This window comes from Slackia isoflavoniconvertens (assembly GCF_003725955.1).
GTDB lineage: Bacteria > Actinomycetota > Coriobacteriia > Coriobacteriales > Eggerthellaceae > Slackia > Slackia isoflavoniconvertens.
The window spans coordinates 30,204-47,949 of record NZ_QIBZ01000004.1; the positions used below are offsets into that span (position 1 = coordinate 30,204).

Genomic DNA, 17,746 nt, shown 5'->3' on the forward strand with positions numbered 1-17,746 from the left:
GATTTACACTTCGTCATGTCGAACGTATTTGTGAATAACGCGCTCACCAGGATTATTGGCCAATGGTGGAACCGCTTGCTCGGTGCCGCGAAAGAGGGCTCCTTTTCCGATCAGGACGAGATGTATGCATCGCATCGCACATCGCGCGACTACATTTGCAATATGTTCGGCATTGCCACATGGGGCATGGTTTTCCCTGTGCTCACCGTCGTTATCACCCAGCTCACGAATGCCGAGCTTGCAGGCATGTTTTCGCTCGCGTTCATCACCGCCACGCTGCTCATGATGATCGGCAATTACGGCGTGCGCACCTATCAGGTTTCCGATATCGATGAGCGCCATTCGTTTGCCGATTATGAGGTGAACCGTTTCATTACCTGCGCGCTTATGATGGTCGTTGGCGTGGGGTACTGCATGGTGCGCGGTTATGGCGGAGACATGCTCACCATTTCAATCGGCGTGTATTTCTATCGCATGATCGATGCTCTCGCCGATGTATACGAAGGTCGTTTGCAACAGCAAGACAAGTTCTATCTTGCGGGCATCTCGCAGGCCGTGCGCTCCGTGCTTGTCGTGCTATTTTTCTCGCTCGCTTTGCTCATTACGCGTAATGTGGGTGTTGCGAGCATCGTCATGGCAGTGGTTGCGGCGCTGACGTTCGTTTTCCTCACTTTCCCTTTGGGGCTTATCGAAACGCCGAAATCGCCCCGCTGCACCTTTGAGAGCGTTGTGGTGATTTTCAAGCAGTGCTTCCCGCTGTTCTTGGCGGTGTTCCTGTTCAACCTCATCGAGAGCATGCCGAAGTTCGTTATGGAAGGCGTGCTCCCTTACGATAGCCAGCTGTACTTCAACGCACTGTATTTCCCAGCGCAAGGCATTATGCTTGCGATTCAGCTTGTGTATAAGCCGCTGCTCGTGCGTCTTACGAAGGAATGGGCTGACCCGAGCCGACGCAAACGCTTCGATTTGGCATTCTTGGCCATGATGGGCGTTGTGCTCGCATTTACGGGCGTGACGGCCGTTCTTATGGGCTGGATCGGCATACCTCTTATGAGCTGGATTTACGGTTTGGATTTTGAGCCCTATCGAGGATTGGCCTATGTCATGGTCGCTGCTGGCGGCGTGACTGCGGCGGTCGATTTCTTGTATCAGGTCATAACCGTGTTGCGCCGTCAGGGCGACGTTACGAAGCTTTATTTCATCACGTTCGGCTTCTCGGTTTTCGTGCCCATTTTGCTCATCAATTTCACGGGCTTGCCGGGTGCCGTAATTGGCTACCTCATCGTTATGGCGATCCTGTTCTCGCTGCTCGCCATGGAATACATAACGATTCGCGTGCAATTCAGCCATGGTGCGGTGTGGCAAGAAGACGACGAGGCTTCGGGTCGTACGCCGACGTTGCCTGTGAACCCTGCTATGTCGGGGCGCATTGATATCTCCCAGGCGGACGCACTGCGAATTCGCCAGAAAACGAAGAAGGCCATGCACAGCGCTCGCGAGCAGGTTAAAACGGGCAAAACTAACGTGGTTCGCTCGCATGGGTCGCATGCGGAATCGACCGATGGGCCAGCTCGAACGACTCGTGTGCACGGCAATAACGGGCAAGCTTCGCAGCGCGTGCGCGTTTCGGGAGCTACCGTCGCTTCGACGAGAGTTTCTTCCGATGCCGAGGCGCGCGAGCGCGAGCGAAAGGCGCGCATTCGTGCCCAGCTTATGGAACAGGCCGCGAAAGAGAAGCAACGCGCTTCCGAAGTGAGAGAATATGAAGACGACACGCAGGCGCTCGCCGGCAGGCACGCATCGCGCCATCGAGTTGTGCATACGCGGCCCTCGAAGAACGCATCGAGCCGCGGTCGCGATACGCGCGGCAAGCATCAGCGTTAAATGCGTAAGCCTCGCAGGAAGGAACATATGATGGCTTATATTCCCGTAGCGCAAAACACTCCCTGGCAGCAAACCGATGAATTCGATATGTTGAAAACGGCTGTGCTCGTCATCGATGTTTTGGGTGGCGAAGGGGGAGCGACTCCAGGTCTTGAGGACATGGCGTCGAACAGCGTGAAAATCGTGAAGGCTGCTCGCGCAAAAGGGTTGCCGGTCGTGTTCTCGTGCGATGCCCATATTCCTGGCCTTGATAAGGAATTGGAGCTTTGGGGTGAGCATGGCATTGTTGGCAGCGACGCGGCGCAGCCTTTGGCTGATTTTGACGTGCAGGAAAGCGATTTCGTAATTTCGAAGCGCCGCTACGATGGCTTCTACCAGACTGATCTTGATTTGACGCTGCGTGAGCTGGGCGTCGACACGCTTATCGCCGTTGGCTGCGACACGAATATCTGCGTGCTGCAGACGCTTGCCGGCGCGTATTTTCGCGGGTATAAGACCATCGTCCCCTCCGACGCCACCGCGACGTTCCTCGTGGGAACCCAGGAAGGCGGCCTTGAGTACTTTACGCGTTGTTACGACTCGCGTGTGACAACAACCGAGTCTGTTCTGGAAAAGCTCCAGTAAAAAGCAACTCGTCAATCGGATTTCAGATTCGGATAATAGTCCGCAGGCGTGCCCGCTAATGGGAATGCCTGCGGACTTCTTTTTTCGAGCCGAATGGCCGCTTCCATTAAAAATAGGCGTTGGCTCGCGCCAACGCCCAAGCTCAAACATGCAGGCACTTTCCAGGCTTTTATTCTTCCAATCCCGCTTCGTAGAGGGCGAGGATTTCAGCACGATTATGCGTGTCGCATTTGCGGTAGATATTGCGCACGTGCGTTTTCACGGTCGCTTCCGAAATGAAGAGATTCTCTTGAATGTATTTCAGCCCATGGCCCGTGAGCCACATTTCGCACACTTCCGATTCTCGGGGCGACAGCCCGTAGTGCTCGCAGAATTCGCGAATGGCGTCGCGCGAATCTTCAACGGGGGTTTCCTCAACGTGCACGCTGCTTTCGTCTGCCTCGATGTCGAAGTCGAGCACGAACTGTCCATCCGAGAACATAAGCCCTACAGTCAGAACGATGAACATGAGCACAGCGGCGACAAAAATGGTCGACTGGCCTGCGCAAAGCGGTGCCACGATATGTCCCGAAACGTTGCCGGCGCATTCCGCGAACCAGCCAATGATGAACACGACCATAGGTTTCGCCGGGCTTTTCTTCGCGATAAGCAGGAGCATGATCCACATAAGCACGTCTGCCGTGATGAAGCCCGAGAATACCATCGACAGTGGCACGTTTTCGGAATTGGAGAACAAAAAGACGAGCGCCGCGAAACTCGCGAGCATCACCTTGTAGAGAATCGTCATATCGACCTTGCTGCGCAGCGTGAGCGCGCTCACGGCGAAGAAGACGAAGATGATAACGGGAATAATGAGGAATTTGATTCCGAAATCGAACGGTGGCTCGCTTGCCGGCATCAGGGCTCCGATGGACCCCAGTGCGAAAAAGGTGACGAAAAGCCCTGCGAGCGTGCGCCATTTTACGGATGCTTTGATATTGTCGATGAGCGAATGGGCTGTTTGTGCCGCGGTTTCTTGTTCGCCTGTTGTGGCGTGCGGCTTTTCAACGAGGGAATGGGGCATAAGCGCGAACGACGCGATCGGAAGCGCTGCGAGCAGCAATGCAGAGATGTCGATCGGAACCGCTGCGATTACGAGGCATAAAATCGCTGCGAAAAGAAACGAACATCCCGCAAGAAGCACCACATCGCGTGTGCTTAAGCAAGCGTAATTCTCGAACCACGAAGCGACGATGCCGATAAAGCAAAAGCCCGAAAGCAACAGGCCGAGCAGGGCAACGGGCGACGATGGGAACATGGGATACGCGTAGAGAAGCGTTCCGATTGAGGCGCCCAGGGCAAAGAGGAACGAAAGCACCTTGCGGCCCGCGATTGTTTGCAGTTTGGGCGAAACGAGCAGCAGTATAAGGCCGCAAAGGGCCCCCGAAAGCATTGAGCCGCTTACGACGATCGTTGAATCATGCGCGCCAAAAAGCGGCACGAACAGCAGCATGAACGACCATGCGTTCGTGAGGCCGTATCCAATGAATCGAATGTGGCGAATTGGGTTCGCCATCATCTCGTTGTGTTCCATGTTCCCTCCAATACCCAACGAGACATTATGCCATATCGTTGGTTTTCCTCATAAAAGGAAAGCTGCCACCCCGTGTCATGCGAGAGACGGGGTGGCAGCATGGTTTGGCTTTGAGCATCGTGAGAGACTGGTTTTGCGTAAAGCGCCCTAAATAACGTAATTGTCGCCCGATTGGTACGGCGCAATCAAATCGGCCACGGTGATTCCGTCAAGGTATTCATTCACGACCTCATCGAGCCCTCTCCATAACGAAATCGTGCGGCAATCAAACATACGGGGGCATGATTCGGCGTTCGCCTCGAGGCAGGCGACGGGTGCGAGCGAACCTTCGGTCAAACGAAGCACTTCGCCTATGGTGTATTGGTCGGGTTCGCGGGTGAGACGGTACCCGCCGCCTTTGCCGCGCAGACCAACGAGCATATTGCTCTTCACGAGCGACTTGATAATGCTTTCCAGATATTTCTCGGAAATGTTTTGACGTGACGCAATTTCTTTCAGTGGAATGTATCCGTCGGTCTGGTGCTCCGCGAGGTCAATCATAACGCGCAGGGCGTAGCGGCCCTTGGTTGAAACCATCATGGCAAGCCCTCCTTACGGGCGTAGAGTGAATGTGGCGTTTCATGTATTACTCCTATTATATACAGGGTTGATAGGATTATATGAAAAATGTCGAGATGCTTTTAGCCGATAGAAAAAATTCGGGTGGGTGCTTGACACGTGTTCTCCAAATCATAAAATACCGTTATACCTACAGGAAAGGTGGGAATATGGAAATGAGGCATTGGAAGAGGGATGGCGTGGCGTCGTGCGCCGGCGAACGATGTCGATGTTTGCGTGCCAGCGAACGGTAAGTTCGCGCTCGTTTTGTTTTCACCCCATTTTATAAAAGGAGATTCCCATGGCTGTATACACTTCCATTGACCAGCTTATTGGCAACACGCCGCTTCTGGAGCTCAGCAATATCGAGAAGAACCTCGACCTGAAAGCGAAGGTGCTCGTAAAGCTCGAGTATTTCAACCCCGCGGGTTCTGTGAAAGATCGTATCGCGAAGGCGATGCTTGACGATGCCGAAGCTGCGGGCAAGCTGAACAAAGATTCTGTGATCATTGAGCCTACGAGCGGCAATACGGGCGTCGGCTTGGCTTCGGTTGCTGCGGCTCGCGGCTATCGACTCATCATCACGATGCCCGAGACCATGTCTGTCGAGCGTCGTTTGCTCATGAAAGCTTACGGTGCCGAACTGGTGCTTACCGATGGTGCCAAGGGCATGAAGGGCGCTATTGCGAAAGCGGAAGAACTTACCGCCGAGATTCCGAACAGCTTCATCGCGGGCCAGTTCACCAATCCTGCAAACCCTCAGGCCCATATCAAAACCACGGGTCCCGAGATTTGGAATGATACCGAGGGCAAGGTTGATGTCTTTGTTGCGGGCGTTGGAACGGGCGGCACGGTGACCGGCGTTGGCAAATATCTGAAATCCCAGAACCCCGATGTGAAGGTTGTCGCCGTTGAGCCTGCGAGCTCTCCCGTGCTTTCGAAGGGCACTGCTGGCGCCCACAAGATTCAGGGCATTGGCGCAGGCTTTGTGCCCGACACGCTTGACACGAGCGTCTACGATGAGGTTATTGCCGTTGAAAACGACGATGCGTTCGAGACGGGCCGTCTGGTTGGCCATTCCGAAGGCGTTCTCGTGGGCATTTCGTCTGGCGCCGCCGTCTGGGCTGCGATTGAGCTTGCCAAGCGCCCCGAAAACGAGGGCAAAACCATCGTTGCTCTTCTTGCAGACACGGGTGAGCGTTACCTTTCTACTCCGCTGTTTACTGAATAGCTGCCGTTGAAATGAAATGAAAGCCGCGATTGCCTATCGCGGCTTTTTGTTTGTCGAAATGAATTATGCTTGCTGCTGAAATTCGACACCGTGGCGCGATGCTTTGCTTTGCGCATTCGATTAAGGATCACCATGCAAGAGCCTGCTTGCAATGCTTATTTGAATAATGCTGCAACCACACCCGTTATCGATGAGGCGATTGAAGCGATGAATGACGTGTTGCGCCATGCATGGGGCAATCCATCTTCGTCTCATAGGGTGGGCTATGCCGCGAAAGAGGCGCTCGAACAATCGCGTGCCACGATTGCCGAATGCCTTGGCGTCGACGCCGACGAGATCTTCTTTACCTCCGGTGCGACCGAGGCCAATAACCTCGCCGTGCGCGGGGCTTGCATGGCGCGTAAGGGCGAATCGCGCCGCATTGTGACGTCTTCCCTCGAACATGCTTCTGTTACAAGGTCGGTTCGTGGCATGCGGCGCGAGGGCTGGGATGTTGAGCATATTGAAGACGTCGCGGGCAATTTTGACATGGAGCAGCTGCATCGCGCTTTGCTCAAGCCCACGACGCTTATTTCTGTGATGCGCGTTCAAAACGAGCTCGGCTGGCTGCTTCCCGTTCCCGAAATCGTCGCTGCTCGCGACGAACTCGCCCCGAGCGCTCTTGTTCATTGCGATGCGACGCAATCATTTGGAAAGCTGCAAACGCTTCCCCGCGATTGGGGGGTCGATCTGCTCACCATTGCCGGCCATAAAATCGGCGGGCCGCGCGGTATTGGCGCGCTCTATGTGAAGCGCGGCACGCAGATGTTCACCAATGCATTTGGCGGGGGCCAGGAGCGGGGCCTGCGGTCGGGCACCGAGCCGGTGTTTTTGGCTGCGGGATTTGCCGTTGCTGCAAAAAAGGCTTGTGAGAATCGCGAGGCGAATCTCGCTCACGCCTATGGATTGAAAGCGCGTTTTGTCGAAGGACTGCACGATGCCGCCCCTGATGCCATCGTAAACTCCCGCGACGATGGCTCGCCGTATATCGTGAACGTGTCGCTGCCGAGCCTCTTCAGCCAAGATTTGCTTGACTTCTTGGGCGAGCGGGGCATTTTCATATCTAAAGCTTCCGCATGTACCGAAAACCATACGACCGTTCCTAAAGGCACATGGCGTCCGAAGCACCCCTTGAGCCTTCAGGCGGCCGGAATTCCCTTGAAGCTCGGTAAATCGACGATTCGCGTAAGCTTTGGCTTCGATACCACGGTTGAAGAGGTTGACCTGCTTTTGCAGGGGATCAAAGATTTTTCGAATATGGGCTAGCTGATGCCTCGTGTACCATAGGTCAAGGGAAGATGAGAGGGAAATCATGAAACTTAATCCTGAATATGTCAAAGTCGCATCGAAGATGATTGATGAAAGCCCCTATCTCAAGCTGCTTGGCACCACGACTGAGCTGCTTGATGCCGGCCATTATCGTTGTCGCATGGAGCTTGACCGAAAGCATACGAACATGTTCGGTGGCATTAATGGGGGAGTGAATGCTGGGCTGCTCGATTCTGTGACGTATTGGTGCCTGTTGTGCTGCATGCCTGAAGACGTGGGCTACACCACCATTGACCTTACGGTGAACGACATGCACTCCGCCCACAGCGGAATCATTTATGCCGAGGGTGAAGTTATCAAGCACGGCCGAACTATAAGTCTTACCGAGGGGCGTATCACCGACGAAAAGGGAACCCTTATCGCATATGGCACGTCGAAATTGTTTGCTTCGCCCACAATCCAGCCCATGTCGCTCGCTGCGGAATATCTCGGAATTGGAGCCATGCCGCCGAAGTTTATCGATTAATTCGTCATTTCACTTTGTTAAGCGCACGGGCGCGCTGGCACTTCGATTCGTTTGGAAGCCTTGAATAACACTTGGCAATTTTTCCCATGTGCGTCGACGAGCGTACCTTTGCTTTTTTCGATTGAATTCTTCATGCATAGAGCATTGATTTTATGCGGTGCCGGTGTGGTGGCGCTTTGTGCGTCATGCGTCGAAACGATAACGGGCATAGAAACATTCTTGCAACAGAATTAAAGTGGCTCTATTACAGGTCTCGTTTGTTGGGGGAATGCATGGTGTTGAACGCTTTCGTCGAATCGGTTGAAACGCAGGCGGCCATAGCGCCCTGGGCGATTGCTTTCGAGGCCGATTCCTGCTGCATGACGTATGGCGAACTCTCGTCGGCGTCGAACGCCATTGCCGCAAAGCTTCGCGAAATGACGTCTGATCGCTTCCCGGTCGTGGTTTTCGGCCATAAGGATTTTCGCATGGTTGCGAGCTTCCTTGGTTGCTTGAAAAGTGGCCATGCCTTTGTACCCGTCGACGTGGAGCTTCCCGCATCGCGTATTGGCGATATCTTATCCCAGCTTGATTCTCCCTTCGTCGTGTGCGCTGCGCCTTTGTCTGGGGCGTTGGCTCCTTATGTCGCCACCGATCGCGTGCTCGATATATCCGGCTTTTCTGACCCCGCCGCGCTTATCGACGCGTTTTCTGGCTGCGGCGTGCCTGCGAGCGATACATGGGTGAGCGGTGAGGAAACGCAATATATCATCTTCACGTCGGGCTCTACAGGCAAGCCGAAAGGTATCGAGATTTCGGCGAACAATGTGTGCAATTTCATGCAATGGGTGCGCACGTTTCCTGCAGTTCGCGAGGGCGGCCAGGTGTTTCTCGATCAGCCGCCGTATTCGTTCGACCTTTCCGAATATGAGTTGGTCGGAGCGCTCTCGACGGGCGGCCGCCTGCATGCCGTTTCCCATGAGCTCACGGCTGACACGCGCTCGTTGTTCGCCGATTTGGCGAAATCTGACGTGTCGGTATGGGTTTCGACCCCCTCGTTCGCTGATTTGTGCCTGGTCGACCCTTCGTTTTCCGAAAGCATGCTTCCAAGCGTGAAGCTCTTTCTTTTCTGCGGCGAGGCGTTGCGCCATGCGACGGCCGCCGCGCTCCGTGAGCGTTTTCCGCATGCCATTGTGGCGAACACGTATGGCCCAACGGAATCGACCGTGGCCGTGACGTATTGCGAGATCGGGGAAGCAGAACTTGCGAGCGACGCGCCTCTGCCGGCGGGTGCGCCGCGACCTGGTACCGAGATTCGCATTTGCGACCCGGAGACGGGAGAGCCGTGTGCGACAGGCGATTCGGGCGAAATCGTTATCGTGGGCGACACGGTGGCAAAGGGCTATTATCGCAACCCCGAGAAAACTCAAAAGGCGTTTTCTCAATCGTCGCTCTGTGATGGAACGCAGGTGCGCGCGTATCGCACGGGCGATGCGGGGCATGTGGATGAACAGGGAGTTTTGCATTGCGAAGGTCGCTTCGACTCCCTCATCAAGCTCCACGGCTTCCGTATTGAGCTCGAAGATGTCGAAGAAAACATTCGCGCGCTCAGGGGCGTGAAGCAAGCGTGCGTCGTGCCGGTGGTTCATAAGGAAAGCATCGCGTATTTAAAGGCGTTCATCGTTCTGCAAAAGCACCCCGACGGAACGCCGGCGTATGAGGAGTTCGAGTCCGATGCGGCGGATTGCGCTGCTTGTTGCGACAACGGGGAGGGAAAGGTCGAAGTTCCCTCAAAACTCGATCTGGAGCGCTCGCTTAAGGCGTCGCTTGCTGCGCGCATTCCCGAATATATGGTTCCTCGTCGCTTCGCCCTTATTGACGAAATGCCCTTGACTCCTAACGGGAAAATCGACCGCAAAGCGCTTGCGGCATCTTCGCGCTGCAAGCGCGCGTAAGCTGGTCGTTATGTCGTTTTACGCTGATCCCAGTTTTTTCGTCTTGCTTTTCGTTGCTGTCGTGGGCGCGGCGGTGCTTGGCTTGCTCGAAAAACCCCTGAAGTGGTATGGCCTCGTTGCGTCATTGTTCTTTGTGGCCCTGCTTTTCATGAACGATGCTGCGCAATTTGCCTGCTTCGTGCTGTTTTTGGCGTCATCTGTCGCGGGATGTGCCCTAATCATGCGCACACCGAAATCGAAATGGAGCTTTCGCATAGCGCTTGCGTTTACGCTGTACCCGCTTGTCGTATGCAAGGTGAGCGGTGCGTTTGATGCGAGCCTGCTTGGCTTTGCGGGCATTTCATATTTGACGTTCAAAGCAACTCAGGTTGTTATTGAAGTGCACGATGGCATCATTGAACGCATGAGCCCAAGCGATTGGCTGTGCTTCATCGTGTTCTTCCCCGTTTTTACCTCGGGACCGATTGACCGCAGCCGTCGTTTTGTCGAGGACCTTCATGCGACGCGTTCGCGCGACGAATATGCTGGGCTTCTCGCTCGAGGCATAGTGCTCATTGCGGCTGGTATGGTCTACAAAATGGTTATTGCCGCCTATATCTTCCGCCTCTATGACCCTCATGGGTGGGGAAATGCGGGGCTTGGCGATGAGCTGTGGCAGCAGGTCATCATCGCCTATCAATATGGCCTGTATTTGTTCTTCGATTTCGCGGGCTACAGTCTTATGGCGATGGGCGCGAGCTATTGCTTCGGTATTCGCACGCCGCGTAACTTCCGCGCCCCGTTTTTGGCGGTCGATATTAAAGATTTCTGGAATCGTTGGCACATCACGCTTTCCTTTTGGCTGCGTGACTTCGTGTTCATGCGTTTCTCGCGTTTCGCGTTGAAGCATAAGCTGTTTAAAAAACGTTTGCGCGTTGCCCAATGCGGTTTCATGGTGAACATGCTTCTTATGGGCGCATGGCATGGTCTATCTGCCAATTATTTGCTATATGGCCTGTTCCACGGCGTGTTGCTCGCGGCGACGGAAGCGTTTCAGAAAACGAAATTCTATAAAGCGCATAAGAAGGAACTGTGGTTTCGGGGCGTATCGTGGTTCGTGACGATGCAAGCGGTATTTTTCGGCTTTGCATTGTTTTCGGGACAAATCACGCGTCTCGCATGTGGTGCGTGATGCGTGACGTTGAGTGCGAAGCGAATTGAAGAGTGAAAACGCCGCGAGGCGTTGTTAGAAAGGAGACGGCAATGGCAACGATGACTCACGAGGAAGTCGAAGAGAAGATGCTCGACATGCTCGAGGAGGTATGCGGTGACGAAGAGGTTCGCGATCATCGCGATGAAGACCTTTTCGAGCTCGGCTCCCTCGATTCTATGGCGGCGGTTGAGCTGCTCGTCGATATCGAGGATGAATTCGACGTTTCGATTGCTCCTACCGAAGTTGAGCGTGAAGAGATGAATACGGTGAACCTGATTATCGAACAGGTTGAGAAACGCCTGTAAGGCTCACGAATACGATGAAGGAAAGGAGGTGCGTTTTGGCCGAAAAGGCACCTGAAGAGAAGGTTTCGGGCATGCTTCTTCTTAAGGGCGTTGTGGCCGGTCTTGTCGCAATCGCCCTTGTGATGGGCGGCGTTTGCTGCGCGCTTCCACGCCAGGGCGATGTGGCCGACCAAACGCGCCTCTACGATTATGTCTATTCGGGTACGAAATCGGAAAGCGTCGACTTCACGACGACGAACATGAGCGACGACGGCATTCTGACGTTTGGCACGTCGGAGCTCTATATTTCATCGCCGCTGGTGAATCAATGCCCTCAGAAAGTGTTTGGCGAAAGCGTGAGCGGCGTCGATATGACGTACGTGGGCGAGGCGTTCGACCAAAGCCTCTGGCAGGCGATTGCCGCCGGGGCATATGCGCCGGCATCGAAGAATCGCAAAGTGGTGCTCATGCTTTCGCCGCAGTGGTTCTTCAAAGGCAACGGTCAGCAGTCGAAGCTCTCATCGAAGTTTTCATATCAGCTGTACAAGGGTTTTTTGGAAAACGACTCCATCAGCGATGAGACGAAGGCGTATGTCCGCCAGCGTCTTGAGACGCTCGGTGTTGACGGAACGCAAATTGCTGCCGCCAACGACGACACTTTTGTTGATGCGATTAATGACGCTGCGTATCAATTCTCAAATGACCTGCGCATTCGCAGTAAAATCGACGCATTGGTAAAAGGGTCGCCTAAGAATTCTCTGGTACGATCGGCTGGCGAGCCGACGGGGGAGCCCGACTGGGATGCGCTACTTTCCGATGCGCAGGCGCAAGGCGAGCAGTCGTGCACCAATAACGATTACGGCATCCATGACGCTTATTGGGATAAAAACTCTCAGTACAAAAGCGAGCAAAATCAAGATTTCGTGCATGCCGATGACGAATGGGCTGATTTCCAATGCTTCTTGAAGGTATGCAGGGAGGCGGGTCTTGAGCCGCTTGTTGTGATTCTGCCCATGCATGGCGGCTGGTATGACGAGATGGGTGTGACTTCTGACATCCGTGCCCAATTTTATGACCAGGCGCGCTCTTTGTGCGACGAGGCGGGCGTTGCCTATGCTGACTTTTCAAGCTGCGAATATGAAAAATATTTCCTGTGTGATACGGTGCATCCGGGCTGGATTGGCTGGGTGCGCATCGAGCATGCTGTGTATGATTTCGTGAATGGCCAAGATAATGCATTCCTAGGTGGTGCAGAATGACATTTCGCCAGTTTATGAAAGAGCGTCCAAGCCTGCATACGATTTCTTGTGAAGTCATTGCGTTCGCCTGCGGCCACCCGATTGCTCTGACTGTTGGCGCCGGACTGTTCTTGTTGATTGCGGGCTGCCTTGTATTTTGGTACGAAGTATTTTCGGGTTTCGCAGAGCCTGTTCAATTCATTTATGCTGCGTTTTAGCAGAGGATGTGGCGTAGTGCACCCGTTTCGTTCCATATACCTCATATGGGCAAGATTCGTCACGGTGGTTTTCATCGGCGTTCTCTGCTTTATCGCGGTATCGACTACGCACATGGCGTATGCCGGCGAGCTTGCGAAACAGGACGCTGTTTCTGCGACTCCCTCAATCGACAATCCATCGACCGATTTGGATTCCGACGAGCTTTCGGCGGCGCTCGATTCGTATCTTTCGCGTAACGTTGGTTGCACTCACGAGCCTGGAGTGGCCGTTGCCGTTGTCACGAGCCAAGGGATTGCATATATGCGCACGTTTGGAACGTGCGAAAGTGCCGGTGACGCTTTCTATATTGGCTCGTTGAGCAAGTCGATGTGCGCGGTTGCGATTATGCAGCTTGTTGAGCAGGGAAAAATCGATCTTGATGCCCCTGCGAGCGATTATGCTCCCGAATATCTCATATCTCCCGAGGTCAGCGTTCGAATGTTGCTCAATCAGACAAGCGGGTTCGGGTATTACGAATCGCTCAACGAAGCAACGGTGGGGGATAGCTTCGGCGAGTTTTCGTACGCAAATGCCAATTATGATTTGCTAGGGCGCATCGTTGAACATGTATCAGGGGTGTCATATTCTGAATATATGGCGAAGTATGTTTTCGCTCCGCTCAATATGGTCGACTCTTCCGCCCAAGGTTTGCGTACGAATGATGTACTTGGAGGATACGACAGTAACACCTTTGGTGGAATCAATGATGACGACCCCGATGTTGCTTCAACATACTCTGATTCAAGAAACGTGCTTGGCCACAGAAATTATTTCGGACGTTATGTGCAGGATGATTTTCAGCACGCCGAAAACGATGATGCATGGGGAGGGCCCTCGTCGGGGTATGTTTCCGCAAGCATTCGCGACATGGCGAATTACCTGCAAATGTATTTGGCCGGCGGCAAGAATGTGCTCGATTACGACAGCATCATGCAGATGTTCATGAGCCGTGTGCCTGATTCGGGCGGCGATTCGTATTACGGAATGGGATGGACCTCGTATGACAACGACGGAGAGCTCGTATTTTGTCACGATGGAGACGTTGAGACCAATGTAGCGAGCATGGCGATTTTGCCGGACCGTGACATTGGCGTGGTCGTGCTTGGTGATGGTTACGACTCGGTTGCGGGCAACTCGCTGTTCTTTAATTTGGCGAATGGCGTTCTTGATGTCGCCATGGGCAATAATGCCGTCGATCTTGATGAAGCAGAATACGACGAGGCGCATGCTGAGGCAAATGCGGAATGGGTGCATTTCTGGTTGATATGTGCACTTCCGTTGCTGTTTGTTCCTGTGTGGTGCTGGGCTGCGCGATTGCTTGTGCGGAAGATGGGAAAGACAGTCGTGCTTGCTGCGGCAATCGCCGATATTGCCTTGTTTGCCTGCGTGTTCATCTGGGCTATCGACTTCCCTCGAAACATGGGAACGCCGTGGCGTGATGTGTCGACATTCGACCCGTCTATCGCTCTGGGGCTGTATATCGGATTCGGCTTGTTTGTGGCTGCCGCTGTGGCTCGTGTTGTTTCAGCGACAATAATTGCATACAGAAGGCGAAAACAGCAGAACCATGCGCCTGAATGAGAATGCCCTCAACGTGCCCGCAAATGCCATGGGATTTCGCTTTTTTGCATCAGAAGCCGCTTTTACCCTGCGCGCATACAGGGGCGTATTATCGTTTTGACCTGCTGTTTTCTCATTATTCATTCATGGGATAATATGGTACATTTTCATGTTAGTTTACATAACATGTATTATCAGAATTACAGATAACAAAAATCGCAAACAAAAGCCTTCCTTCAGGCTGTGTCGAAGGAAGGCTTTGAAAGAGACTTGCATGATTGTCACTTGATAGCTCACTCTTAGCTTGCTAGGAAAAGTTGTCGCGTGACCAAAACTCGTCTGGTTTGAAGTTGCTGGAAGTGCTTTGCCTTATGCCTTTGAACGATTTCCTAGAACGTGGATGCGGACTTGGCTACCATGCTGCTCGCTTGGTCGACCAGAACGGGCGTCAGGAAAACGGCGGTCAAAATGTTCGCGATGAATGCGACTAGCGATACAACGACAGCGATCTTCGCAAGTTTCAAGACATTTTCGACGTAGGCATCGCCGGGCATCGCTGCAATCAATTTTTTAGCCGATGTGAGTGCGATGAATCCGATAACGAAGCCGACGATATCGAGCAAAGCACCGCCAATCACAATGCTGATGCCAGCGCATACAATGCCGCCAATTGCAAAGTTGCGGCAGGTTGACTTGCTCAAATTCATGCGTGCTCCTTTCGTTCGATTTTGAAAATCGAACATTTGTACATAGCAACAGGGGAGTTGCTGATTTCATGATACCATGGAGCCTATAAAGAAAGCCGCGCCTTGCGCGACGTTGATGTACTGTGAGAAAGCTCAATGGCGGAATTTGATTCGACATACGTGCAACCATGGACGGGATCTGCGATCTTGCTCGTTGATCTTGACGCGTTTTTCGCTTCCGTGGAACAGCTTGATCATCCTGCGTGGCGCGGCAAACCAGTAATCGTTGGCGGTGATGCCGATAAACACGGCGTTGTTTCAACGGCGAGTTATGAGGCTCGTGCTTATGGGGTTCATTCCGCAATGGCCGCCTCTGCTGCGCGCGAGCTCTGTCCCCAGGCGATATGGACGCATGGCCATTTTGACCGCTATAAGGAAATGTCGGCTCGAGTCATGGCTATTCTGCATGATGAAAGCCCCCATGTGCAGCAAGTAAGCATCGATGAGGCTTTTGTCGATGTCTCCCCTACCGAAGTCAATTCTGAGCATCCTGTCGCCATCGCCGCCAGAATCCAAAAGCGAGTGGCTCATCTTGGCGTTACGTGCTCAATTGGGGTCGGAACGAGCAAAACGGTTGCAAAAATTGCTTCTGACCAGGATAAACCACGTGGTCTTACCGTAATTTACCCAGGTTCCGAGCTTGATTTCCTTTTCCCTTTGCCCATTCGCGTCATGTCGGGTGTTGGCAAGCGTGCCGAAGAGGAACTTTTGCGGCATGGCATTCGTACGCTTGGCGATATGGCCGAAGCTTCGGAAGATGTGCTGCGTTCAATATACGGCAAGAACGGTGAAATGATGCGCATGCGATGCCTGGGTGTTGATGCAACTGCCGTGAAGCAAGATGAAACCGTGAAGTCTGTTTCGAACGAGATGACGTTTTCTCAAGGCCTCGTTACCTTCGACGCGATTGAAAACGCGGCGAATATGCTCGCGGCCAAAGTTGCGCGTCGGCTTCGTAAAAATGGACTCAAGGGGTCTACGCTTGCCCTTAAGCTTCGTTTTGCCGACCGCACATCGAAAAGCTGCCAAACGCAACTTCGCGCTCAAGACGATAACGAGCATGTGTTCATGCCTGAAATCCGGCGCATGATTTCTCAAATATGGAAGCCGGGGATGCGCGTGCGTTTGGTCGGCGTCGCTGTGTCTCATTTCGAAAAAGACGAGGTGGTTCAAGAATCGCTCTTCGATACGGCTCCTTTCGATGCGAGTTCTCAAGATGAGCAAGGTGCTGCTAAGAAGCCGTCGATTGACGCGGAGGTTGGTAGGAGCCTTTCGAAAGCGACCGATAAAGTTAAAGACCGCTTTGGTGAAGGCTCGGTCTTTTTCGGCCGTGACCTGCGATTTAAAGACAAGACAACAGGAACTGCAGCGAAAAGCCCCGCCGATTACTCTCGATAGCATGCATTCTGCTTTGCGCTGTGCGGCGCTGCCTCAAGGGACTTGCTTTCGGTGTCGGCCAAACCAGGGATTGAGCGTCAAACACCATTACGGTTCGTTTCTTCCTCACCGCCATGCATTCGGTCGAAAAAAACGGCCCCAATGGGGCCGTATACTGCACTGATAGACTTGCGGCTAGTTGAATTTGAAAATCTTTTGCGCGATATGATAAGCCGCCAGGCCGAACTGTCGACCAGCTTCGGTGGGGATATTCGTTCCCCAGTTCAGCGCGGTGTTTTTGACTCGCTTGTAAAGCTCGGGGTTCTTTTGCTTGAGGTATTCCCAAATGGCAGCGCGATTCTCCTCGTTTTCGTCGGTCTTTTCCATGCGCAGGAAAATCGAACAGATGCACATCATCATGGAAAGGTAGTTGAGCATGTAGCGTTCGAGTTTCTTGGATTCGATTTCGGCATCGTTCATCGCGTCGATCATGATACGCGTCACGCGAAGCTGCTGGTCGCGGCGGGCATACATGATCTTTTCGTTTACGCTCTGATCTTCGCGGCCGATGAAGTAGCGATACATGTCTACATCGAGGTAGTACATGGTGCGCACACTCGGAAGAGGCTTAAACACGAAAATGTTGTCAACGTAGAACGTGTGCTCGGGAAGCTTCAAGCCTAAATCTTGCAGGAGCTCGGTGCGATAAATCACCGAATGCATGAGAAGGTACTGCGACTGATGGAAATGCTTCGTATCATCCCAGCCGAATTCCTCGCCTACGGGGAAAACGTTCTTGTATCCCATAACGGTGCGCGTGCCTTCATGCACTTTTTCATAGACGTAATTGCCAATTACCATATCGGTCGGCTCTGCGAGCTCCATTTGGCGGCGTAGGTATGCCATAACTTCATGCATGGCGTCTTTGTCAAGCCAGTCGTCGGAGTCGACGACCTTGAAATAGCGGCCCTCAGCATTGGCGAGGCCGGTATTAACGGCCGAACCGTGACCGCCGTTGGGTTTATGGATCGCTCGAATGGTGCCAGGATATTTTTCCTGCCAAGCATCGGCGATTTCTGCCGTATTGTCTTTCGTAGAACCGTCATCAACGATAAGAATCTCAATATCGTTTTTACCCTCGTCGCATGCGAGCAGCGATTCAATGCACTTGTCCATATATGCGGCGGAGTTGTAACAAGGAACGGCGAAAGAAATGGTTTTCATTTTCGAGCCCTTTCGAGGCCATGCATAGAAACGCATGCGACCTGAGAATAATTCATATCGACCGTGCGAAATGCGAATCACATGCGCCTTTTGCACCGGCGATACCTCAAACGCGCCTTATTATAGGGATTTGCCGTGCCGTCTCTTCCCTGCCGCCGTTCAGCCTATGAAATCACCAGATTGAGTGTTG

15 protein-coding genes are annotated in these 17,746 nt (G+C 53.2%); 11 read left to right on the plus strand and 4 right to left on the minus strand.

Going from position 1 to position 17,746, the window contains the following annotated elements:
• The first annotated feature begins 15 nt into the window (after nt 1-15).
• A complete protein-coding gene (locus tag DMP05_RS02820; protein ID WP_123219065.1) occupies nt 16-1,884 on the plus strand; it encodes a lipopolysaccharide biosynthesis protein in 1,869 nt (622 codons plus the stop codon).
• A 27-nt stretch (nt 1,885-1,911) separates the two neighbouring features.
• Nucleotides 1,912-2,508: a cysteine hydrolase family protein gene (locus DMP05_RS02825; protein WP_244595015.1), complete on the plus strand. Its 597-nt coding sequence runs from the start codon at nt 1,912-1,914 to the stop codon at nt 2,506-2,508.
• A gap of 169 nt (nt 2,509-2,677) precedes the next feature.
• Here DMP05_RS02825 and DMP05_RS02830 read toward each other — a convergent pair whose 3' ends face one another.
• Both DMP05_RS02830 and DMP05_RS02835 read right to left on the minus strand, forming a co-directional pair.
• On the minus strand, nt 2,678-4,081 hold the full coding sequence (locus tag DMP05_RS02830; protein ID WP_123219067.1) for a response regulator transcription factor: 1,404 nt from the start codon (nt 4,079-4,081) through the stop codon (nt 2,678-2,680).
• Nucleotides 4,082-4,228: 147 nt separating this feature from the next.
• On the minus strand, nt 4,229-4,660 hold the full coding sequence (locus tag DMP05_RS02835) for an RrF2 family transcriptional regulator (protein ID WP_114615481.1): 432 nt from the start codon (nt 4,658-4,660) through the stop codon (nt 4,229-4,231).
• 319 nt (nt 4,661-4,979) lie between these two features.
• On the opposite strand from DMP05_RS02835, the gene cysK reads away from it, so the two are divergent.
• The 8 genes from cysK to DMP05_RS02885 all read left to right on the plus strand — a co-directional run bounded on the left by cysK (nt 4,980) and on the right by DMP05_RS02885 (nt 14,230).
• A complete protein-coding gene (gene cysK / locus DMP05_RS02840; protein WP_123219068.1) occupies nt 4,980-5,909 on the plus strand; it encodes a cysteine synthase A in 930 nt (309 codons plus the stop codon).
• 132 nt (nt 5,910-6,041) lie between these two features.
• Nucleotides 6,042-7,214 (plus strand): cysteine desulfurase family protein, encoded by a 1,173-nt coding sequence (locus tag DMP05_RS02845; protein ID WP_123219174.1) that lies wholly within the window; start codon nt 6,042-6,044, stop codon nt 7,212-7,214.
• A gap of 46 nt (nt 7,215-7,260) precedes the next feature.
• Complete coding sequence (locus DMP05_RS02850) at nt 7,261-7,743, plus strand: PaaI family thioesterase (RefSeq protein ID WP_123219069.1); 483 nt, start codon at nt 7,261-7,263, stop codon at nt 7,741-7,743.
• A 272-nt stretch (nt 7,744-8,015) separates the two neighbouring features.
• A complete protein-coding gene (gene dltA / locus DMP05_RS02860) occupies nt 8,016-9,677 on the plus strand; it encodes a D-alanine--poly(phosphoribitol) ligase subunit DltA (RefSeq protein WP_123219071.1) in 1,662 nt (553 codons plus the stop codon).
• A gap of 10 nt (nt 9,678-9,687) precedes the next feature.
• Nucleotides 9,688-10,848, plus strand: coding sequence for a D-alanyl-lipoteichoic acid biosynthesis protein DltB (gene dltB / locus DMP05_RS02865; protein WP_123219072.1), 1,161 nt, complete (start codon nt 9,688-9,690; stop codon nt 10,846-10,848).
• A gap of 71 nt (nt 10,849-10,919) precedes the next feature.
• The gene (gene dltC, locus DMP05_RS02870) at nt 10,920-11,174 is read left to right on the plus strand and encodes a D-alanine--poly(phosphoribitol) ligase subunit DltC (protein WP_123219073.1); all 255 of its coding nucleotides are present in this window, start codon (nt 10,920-10,922) and stop codon (nt 11,172-11,174) included.
• Nucleotides 11,175-11,209: 35 nt separating this feature from the next.
• Nucleotides 11,210-12,412, plus strand: coding sequence for a D-alanyl-lipoteichoic acid biosynthesis protein DltD (dltD, locus tag DMP05_RS02875; RefSeq protein WP_244595016.1), 1,203 nt, complete (start codon nt 11,210-11,212; stop codon nt 12,410-12,412).
• 261 nt (nt 12,413-12,673) lie between these two features.
• Entirely contained in the window at nt 12,674-14,230 is a 1,557-nt protein-coding gene (locus DMP05_RS02885; protein WP_161957452.1) for a serine hydrolase domain-containing protein, read from the plus strand.
• 368 nt (nt 14,231-14,598) lie between these two features.
• On the opposite strand, the gene DMP05_RS02890 is transcribed toward DMP05_RS02885, so the two are convergent.
• A complete protein-coding gene (locus DMP05_RS02890) occupies nt 14,599-14,916 on the minus strand; it encodes a hypothetical protein (protein WP_123219077.1) in 318 nt (105 codons plus the stop codon).
• Nucleotides 14,917-15,102: 186 nt separating this feature from the next.
• On the opposite strand from DMP05_RS02890, the gene dinB reads away from it, so the two are divergent.
• Complete coding sequence (dinB, locus tag DMP05_RS02895) at nt 15,103-16,353, plus strand: DNA polymerase IV (RefSeq protein WP_244595017.1); 1,251 nt, start codon at nt 15,103-15,105, stop codon at nt 16,351-16,353.
• 174 nt (nt 16,354-16,527) lie between these two features.
• On the opposite strand, the gene DMP05_RS02900 is transcribed toward dinB, so the two are convergent.
• On the minus strand, nt 16,528-17,556 hold the full coding sequence (locus tag DMP05_RS02900; protein ID WP_114615491.1) for a glycosyltransferase family 2 protein: 1,029 nt from the start codon (nt 17,554-17,556) through the stop codon (nt 16,528-16,530).
• Nucleotides 17,557-17,746: the final 190 nt, after the last annotated feature.

Excerpts from the sequence above, each read along its gene's own strand:
- DMP05_RS02845 (WP_123219174.1), top strand. The coding sequence starts at position 6,042 with ATGCAAGAGCCTGCTTGCAATGCTTATTTGAATAATGCTGCAACCACA.
- dltC (WP_123219073.1), top strand. The coding sequence starts at position 10,920 with ATGGCAACGATGACTCACGAGGAAGTCGAAGAGAAGATGCTCGACATG.
- DMP05_RS02890 (WP_123219077.1), bottom strand. The coding sequence starts at position 14,916 with ATGAATTTGAGCAAGTCAACCTGCCGCAACTTTGCAATTGGCGGCATT.
- DMP05_RS02820 (WP_123219065.1), top strand. The coding sequence starts at position 16 with ATGTCGAACGTATTTGTGAATAACGCGCTCACCAGGATTATTGGCCAA.
- cysK (WP_123219068.1), top strand. The coding sequence starts at position 4,980 with ATGGCTGTATACACTTCCATTGACCAGCTTATTGGCAACACGCCGCTT.
- DMP05_RS02900 (WP_114615491.1), bottom strand. The coding sequence starts at position 17,556 with ATGAAAACCATTTCTTTCGCCGTTCCTTGTTACAACTCCGCCGCATAT.
- DMP05_RS02830 (WP_123219067.1), bottom strand. The coding sequence starts at position 4,081 with ATGGAACACAACGAGATGATGGCGAACCCAATTCGCCACATTCGATTC.
- DMP05_RS02835 (WP_114615481.1), bottom strand. The coding sequence starts at position 4,660 with ATGATGGTTTCAACCAAGGGCCGCTACGCCCTGCGCGTTATGATTGAC.
- dltA (WP_123219071.1), top strand. The coding sequence starts at position 8,016 with ATGGTGTTGAACGCTTTCGTCGAATCGGTTGAAACGCAGGCGGCCATA.
- DMP05_RS02825 (WP_244595015.1), top strand. The coding sequence starts at position 1,912 with ATGATGGCTTATATTCCCGTAGCGCAAAACACTCCCTGGCAGCAAACC.
- DMP05_RS02850 (WP_123219069.1), top strand. The coding sequence starts at position 7,261 with ATGAAACTTAATCCTGAATATGTCAAAGTCGCATCGAAGATGATTGAT.
- dltB (WP_123219072.1), top strand. The coding sequence starts at position 9,688 with ATGTCGTTTTACGCTGATCCCAGTTTTTTCGTCTTGCTTTTCGTTGCT.